The 2474-nt window shown below is 65.6% G+C and carries 3 protein-coding genes; all 3 read right to left on the bottom strand.

What is annotated here, in order from left to right:
• Positions 1-150: 150 nt before the first annotated feature.
• Positions 151-711, bottom strand: coding sequence for a DUF721 family protein (locus WAN71_RS16250; protein WP_422226318.1), 561 nt, complete (start codon positions 709-711; stop codon positions 151-153).
• Positions 712-761: 50 nt separating this feature from the next.
• Entirely contained in the window at positions 762-1907 is a 1146-nt protein-coding gene (gene recF, locus WAN71_RS16245; RefSeq protein ID WP_422226317.1) for a DNA replication/repair protein RecF, read from the bottom strand.
• Between the two features lie 7 nt (positions 1908-1914).
• The coding region (gene dnaN, locus WAN71_RS16240; protein WP_422226316.1) for a DNA polymerase III subunit beta at positions 1915-2474 on the bottom strand (560 nt) is incomplete at its 5' end.

Here is a 2474-nt window from a genome sequence, read left to right as displayed (position 1 = left end):
ACCTATAACAGGCGGTAGCACCGATTCTGCGAGGGTGTTTCTACACAGCTATCTGCGCCGTGTGCGGAATTTTTCGCTCTAGGCTGCGTCCGGACGCTTGACAAGCGAATTCGCGCCGTTGTGACGGCCCTCAGCCGATCGTTCGATCGCTCATCCATAGGTGTCGCGAGGACCTCTACCGGCGATGTGTAGCCGCCCCTTACGCCACGACGGGGCGACGGGGCCGGTGATTTTCAACGCGGTCACCACACCGTCGCCCACTTCGGCGGCGATCTTGGCCAGTACTTGAGCCTGAATGATCCGGAGCTGGGTCGCCCATGCCGTCGACTCCGCGGACACGCTCAGTATTCCGTCGCGCAGTGCGGTCGGGGTGGCGTGGTCGGCGATGTGTTGACCAACGACCGACGGCCACTGCCCTAACACCGCGCCTTCGGCCACCCGCGACGACCAGCCGCGCTTCTTCGCCACGTCCCGGGTGGCATTGCCCAGCGGCTGCGGATCGCGGCCGTCGGGTCCGGGACCAGACCAGCGGCGTCGGCTCCGGGTGCCGGCAACCCGACGGGTGGGCGGCAGCCGACGGCCACGTCCGACATCTTTGCCTTGGGTGCGGGCTGCGCCGCGAGCCTCTTCCAAAGCTCGCCGCACCAGGTCCATTCCGGGCAATTCGCTCAGCCGCTCAGGGGGCCCGGCTGTGTCGTCGGCGGAGTTCAATTGCCGCGCTCCTCCTCAGGCCCGTTGGGCCTGCATCGTCGTCGCTCCCGTCACGTCTGGACCGCCGAGACCGGTCCGCTGTCACCGTCATGCAGCGTGATAGTCACTCGCTTGGCGTCCCAATCGCGGGGAATGTCTTCGAGGACCGCCGCCGTCACCAGTACCTGCTCCGCCGAAGCCACGGCCGCGGCAAGTGCCTCCCGGCGGGCCGCGTCGAGTTCGGCGAACACATCATCGAGCAGTAACACCGGGTCGCCTCCGTCCGCGCGCAGCAGTTCATAGGCCGCCAACCGCAACGCCAACGCCATCGACCACGATTCACCGTGGCTGGCAAAGCCTTTCGCGAGTTGCTCACCCAAGCGTAGTTCAAGGTCGTCGCGGTGCGGGCCAACCAGGCACACACCACGCTCAAGTTCGGCGTCTCGGCGCACTGCCATCTGCGCCAGCAGTGCCGCGCGCAACTCTTCGGTGTCCGTGCGATCGGGCTCGACGTCGACACTGGTGCGATAACCGATTGCCGCCGGCCGCGACGCCGGCGCCAACCGTTGGTAACTCTTCTGTACCTCGGGCGCCAACTCGTTCACCAGGTCGATCCGGGCGCCCATCAACTCAGCGCCGTGCGCAGCCAAATGGCCGTCCCAAACATCAAGCGTGTCAAGGGCGCCGCGGTCCCCCCGAAACCGCGCGCCGGCCGCGGACTTCAGTAACGCGGTGCGCTGGCGCAGAACTTTCTCGTAGTCAGCCCGCACGGCGGCCACCCGCGGTCGGCGCACCGCCGCGAGATCATCAAGGTAGCGGCGTCGATCCGCCGGATCTCCTCGGACCAGCGCCAGATCTTCCGGCGCGAACAGCACCGCACGGAGCACCCCGACCACCTCACGCGGGCTACGCACCGGCGCCCGATTCAACCGGGCTTTGTTGGCCCGGCCAGCGGCGATCTCCAAATCAACGGCGCATTCACGACCATCACTCACCACGATCGTTGACACCACCGCGCGCGCCGCGCCGACCCGTACCAGGGGAGCGTCCGTCGCTACCCGATGCGAACCTAAAGTAGACGAATACCACAGTGCTTCAATAAGATTCGTCTTACCGTAACCGTTGGGCGCGACGAATACCGTCCGCCCCGGCGTCAACTCAAGTTCGGCGTGCTCCCACGACCGGAAATCCCGCAAGCCCAGATGACGGACGTACACCTAACCGCTAACCAGGAAGACGGACCGGCATCAACAGGTAGACATAATCGGTCGAAACCGCTGGGAACGGTGCACTGTCGCCTGCCTGTGGATCATCGTCGCTGGCTGGCCGTAACACCGCCGGCCGACTCGGTGTGGTGAAGCCGAATGACACCCGCTCAGAATGCAACGACCCGAGTCCGTCGGTCAGGTATGTCGGATTGAAGGCGATGGTGAGTGGTTCACCGGCGAAATCTACCGCCACGTCTTCTTCGGCCCGGCCGACGTCGTCGGCACCGGCGGACAGTCGCAGCACATCGCCGGAGAATTCCATCCGAACCTGCGCACCACGATCGGCGACCAGCGCCACTCGTTTGATCGCCTCGGTCAGTTCGGCGACTCCGATACTGGCCACCGCGGTGTGTTCGGTCGGCAACAACTGCCGAAACTTGGGGAATTCGGCATCCAGCAATCGGGTGGTGCTGCGTTTGCCGTTGCCGCTGATGCCGAGCAAACCGTCCTTGCCGACTGCGGGTCCGGCCCCCAATGACAGGTGGACCTCGGCGCCGTCGGTACCAGTCTTGGCGG

This window comes from Mycobacterium sp. (assembly GCF_049280035.1).
GTDB lineage: Bacteria > Actinomycetota > Actinomycetes > Mycobacteriales > Mycobacteriaceae > Mycobacterium.
This window is presented reverse-complemented; position numbering and strand designations above follow the sequence as displayed.